Source organism: Kitasatospora sp. NPDC001540 (assembly GCF_042894345.1).
In the GTDB taxonomy this organism is placed as follows: domain Bacteria; phylum Actinomycetota; class Actinomycetes; order Streptomycetales; family Streptomycetaceae; genus Kitasatospora; species Kitasatospora phosalacinea_C.
Window position 1 is genome coordinate 1 of sequence record NZ_JBIAVO010000084.1, and the last position, 3,919, is coordinate 3,919.

The 3,919-nt window shown below is 70.5% G+C and carries 3 protein-coding genes; 1 reads left to right on the forward strand and 2 read right to left on the reverse strand.

The features are described 5' to 3' along the window. Positions 1 to 1,451 precede the first annotated feature (1,451 nt). On the reverse strand, positions 1,452 to 2,204 hold the full coding sequence (locus tag ACFY00_RS38030; RefSeq protein WP_388038836.1) for a hypothetical protein: 753 nt from the start codon (positions 2,202 to 2,204) through the stop codon (positions 1,452 to 1,454). Between the two features lie 84 nt (positions 2,205 to 2,288). On the opposite strand from ACFY00_RS38030, the gene ACFY00_RS38035 reads away from it, so the two are divergent. Beyond that, complete coding sequence (locus tag ACFY00_RS38035; RefSeq protein WP_388038839.1) at positions 2,289 to 2,627, forward strand: hypothetical protein; 339 nt, start codon at positions 2,289 to 2,291, stop codon at positions 2,625 to 2,627. Positions 2,628 to 3,157: 530 nt separating this feature from the next. Here the strand turns inward: ACFY00_RS38035 and ACFY00_RS38040 are convergent. Further along, positions 3,158 to 3,571: a hypothetical protein gene (locus ACFY00_RS38040; protein ID WP_388038842.1), complete on the reverse strand. Its 414-nt coding sequence runs from the start codon at positions 3,569 to 3,571 to the stop codon at positions 3,158 to 3,160. Positions 3,572 to 3,919 lie beyond the last annotated feature (348 nt).

Genomic DNA, 3,919 nt, shown 5'->3' on the forward strand with positions numbered 1-3,919 from the left:
CGACACCTCGAAGCGTGGAGAACGGCCGCCTCTGCTGTCCCGGGAAGAACCGCAGATCAGCAGGTCGAGTGACATGCGTGGATAAACGCCAAGCTAAGCGAGCAGCCAAACGAGACCGGCGCGGCGTACTCGGCGGCCTGGCCGACGTCGTGGTCCGGCCCGGCCGCGGGCCGCCGAGGAGCCCAACGCAGCGCCGCCGGTCCCGTCCAGCACAACCACCACCCACCACCACCGAGGGCGCAGACAGGGACGTCGGATTTCCCCGGGCCCGCCATCAACCCTGCGACCTGGGCGAACAGGGTGGCCGGTGCCGGGGTGGGGCGGTGGCATCAGGCGGGACAGCAGGCGGGCGAGCGGGTGGGGCACCGGGCGGGGCATCAGGCGGCCCGCTGCGGCCCTGCCGGGCCCCGGCCGGGGCCTCCCGGCGGACGGGCCGCTGCGCAGCGGCGGGGCGGCCTTTGTGGCCGTCCGGCGGTCCGGCCCGGCCGGGGCCGCGCAGAACCGACTCCGGGCCGGTGCGCAGCAGGTGGCCGACTCCCGGTCCGCCTGCTGCGCCTTCGCCGTCGGGGAAACTTCGCCCGGCCCGGGAAGGGGGTCAGGGAGAAGTCGTCGACGTGGGCGGCCTATGGACAAAGCGGCCCTGAGCTGGGCAAACGCCGGATCGAATGGCGGAGCTGACGCAACCTCTCGGGCAACCTCAAAAGCAACGCCAGAGGCAACCTCAGAAGCAACCAACCGCGGCCCGGCCGCGATACCGCCACCCGTGCCGGGGGCGCCACCAGAAACCAACAGCACGCCGCAGGCGCGAACCCCGCACCGAACAGCCGACCAAGACGAGGAAGAAGAGGGGTTGTCGGGATTTCCCGGCCGCCGCGCAGGTGCTCTGATCTGCGGTGACGCCGGGTCGGGCTGGGCGGCGGTGTGCCCGGGGGACACCCGGAGAGGTGCCCGGGCAGGCACCCCACAAGCTCCACCACAAGGCACCCCACAAGACTCCGGTCCGGTCCGGCGCGGAAAAGGCCGGCCGCGCCGCCGAACCCGCGTGCTCGACGGCCTGGCCGTCGCCGTCGGCCAGCCGCAGGCGCCGAAGAACAGCCCGCGCAGCGCCGCCGATCCCGACCAGCTCCACCGCCACCCACCAACAGCGGGCCGCCCAGAGGGATGTCGGAGTTTCCGGGCGGCCCGGCGGGGCTCGTGGCCTGGGCGGATGCGGCGACGGCGGCCGGAGAGGGGGAGCGGCATCGGAAGTGCCGTCGGAAGTGCTGTCGGAGCCGTCATCGGAAGCGCCGTCGGAAGCGGCTCTGCCTGGCCGGGGCGGGGCCGGGAGGGCCCTCTGCAGGGCTCCTGGAGTGGCCGGGAGGACGCGGGGCGCAGCGGGCTGCTGCCCACCGGGTCGGCCGGTCAGCCGGGCGTTGCGGTGCCGCGGTCCGCCGCAGGGCTCTGGCTGTCGGTCAGTGGTGCGGAGCACTTCGGGGGTGCTTCGCGGGGGTGCGGTTGAGGACTGCTGCCGCCATGTGTGCACGGCGCTCTGCTTCGTGTTCCTCCTCCCACTCTTCGTCGTCCTCCTCGTCTTCGTCGTCATCGAAGGTCGGCGGGAGGATCAGTTCCGGGTCGCCGTCGGCGTACAGCAAGCGGTTCTCCACCGTGTAGTTCCGGTAGGTGTGGTGCGCGTACTGGCGGCTGCACGCAAGGGACGCGGCGATCGCCTGCCAGCCGCATCCGCGCGCTCGGGCCTCGATGATCAAGGCTTCTTTTTCCCAGGTCAGGAGGCGGATCGTCCCTGGCATACCGACGTCGTCGAACAGTTCGACGAGAAGGTCGAGAAAGGCGTAGCGGTGCGGCCCGTCCAGCAGGGCCTGGGCTTCGGCGCGGATTCGCTTCGGCGGCCGTCTGAACGCCTGGTGCGCGTCTTGCGGGGTCCAGGGAGGGGAGTCGTTGTGGCTGAGCTGGCGCGCGATCTTTTGCCATGTGGTGCCGGACGAGCGCTGCCGAGCGGCCCAGTGGTACCAGGCCAGGCGGGTGGCGTCAGCCATCACGTCGACGTGGTGCAGGGCTTCCAGGACTCGTGCCTCGGCGGGCCGTCGGGGGGTTGTGAGCAGGCGGTACTGCAGGAAGGTGCGGATGGGGTGGTTGCCTCTTGCCCTCCAGTCCGCCTGGGTCGGCGAGAGCCACGGCCACGGATCGGTGGCGTCCTTCGGTGTCACGGTGTCAACAAACCATGAAATCCGGTCCCTCTCCATCGCGCCGGGGGTTTCCCGGTCTCGGACTTGAGGGCGTGGAGGGTTTCCATGGACAACACCGGCCGGGCGCGTGCGGCTGCGCGGCACTCGTCGATGCTCAAGCAGTGGGTGGGGGCGGACGCCGGCACGAAGGCGGGCCTGGAGCGGGTGCTGCGGCTGGCCCGTTCCCTGGTCATCGACGTGCTTGTGCTGTCCGTCGGGCTCGTGGCGCAGGCGGCCGCGCTGATCGGCTTGCTCTGCCACAGTGGCGCTGGCGCGAGCGAGTGGGCCATCCGGGCGGGGATCGGCACGGGGAGCGTCGCGAGCTTGGCGGGAGCGGTCCGCCTGTACCGGGGACTACGGCGTATCGGTTCCCGGCCGGGGCGGCGGGCAGGTACGCGCCGGTGACTTCCCGCCGCCGCGGGCGGGCACCGGGCCGAAGAGCGCGGGTGTGCTGAGCCGTGTCGTGGCTGGCCCCGGCGGCCACGGCACGGCAGGACAACCGAGGGTGCGCGGGTCCACCATCACCTGGGCGGCCGCCCGCGGGTGCGGGTGGGCGCGACCGAGGCGGGCCGCTGGCCGTCCTGGCAGGGCGAGCGGCACCGCCGGGAGCCCACTGTCCAACAGCCCTGCAGGACCGGACCCCCGGCCGTCCAACCGCACGACCACCACCCACCACGCCAGACCCAGGAGCAGGAGAAGGAGCAGACAGCAGAGGGTTGTCTGATTTTCCCGGCGCTCCGAAACGGCCTGTGACCTGCGCGGATTCCGGACCCGCCCGACGGGCGCCGGGGTACCTACGGCGGTGCCTGCGCACGTACCTGCGGTGGTGCCTACGTGGATCGCTGACCCGTCTCAAGTTAGTTTGACGAGTCTCAATGGAGTTTGACCGACTGTTCGGCCTGGTCCGTGATGCCACCAGGGCAGGTGGAAACGCCTTACCCGCGTTCGGCAAGCCACAGAGCAAGCCGGCCTGCGAGCGGATCCAGGCCGCGCGGGGGGTCGGGCGGCCCCGTGAGAGGGACGCTGCCTGGCTGGTACTGGAAGAAGAAGCTCAGATCGCTGTCGGCAGGGGCCAAGGACACCAAGGGAGTCAGAGGATCCGTCCCGGCCATGAAGCGCGGGCTCTCCCACTCCGGCGAGATCTCCGCGATCGGGGCACCCTCGGCCCGGTTCCAGCCGAGGAACATCACCCAGCGGGCACCGCGCATGCGGAGGGGATAGCCCGCTACCTGGGCCACGAACTCGCCCAGGGTGGTGGTGGCGTCGAAGGTGACGTCCCGCTGGTGCGGTGCATGGCAGTCGTCCCCCATGCACACGCTGCCGCGCGTCAGGAGCACTTTCACTGTCATGTTTGGACGTTAGCCCCTGAAGCCAATTATCGTCAATGTGACATTAATGACGATCGGAACGACCACCAAATCCGCCGGCGAACACTCCATCACCTCCACCCCCATCCCGGACGATCAAACTTCGCTGAGACAACACCCCGCCAGTCAAACTCCGATGAGACGGGTCAATCACGCTGCAGGCCGGAGGGCCGTCCCAGGCCTGTCCAAGGCGGGGCACGGAACGCTCCCATCTGGGGAAATGGGGTAGGGGCGTCCTAGGGCGCGTATCTGGTTGTGATCAATTTGCGGGTTCTGCCCTGGTGGTAGGCCCTGGTCCGGTAGATCGTGTTGTATGACGCGAGTGCAACT

Coding starts and splice junctions, on each gene's coding strand:
- ACFY00_RS38035 (WP_388038839.1), top strand. CDS start 2,289: ATGGACAACACCGGCCGGGCGCGTGCGGCTGCGCGGCACTCGTCGATG.
- ACFY00_RS38040 (WP_388038842.1), bottom strand. CDS start 3,571: ATGACAGTGAAAGTGCTCCTGACGCGCGGCAGCGTGTGCATGGGGGAC.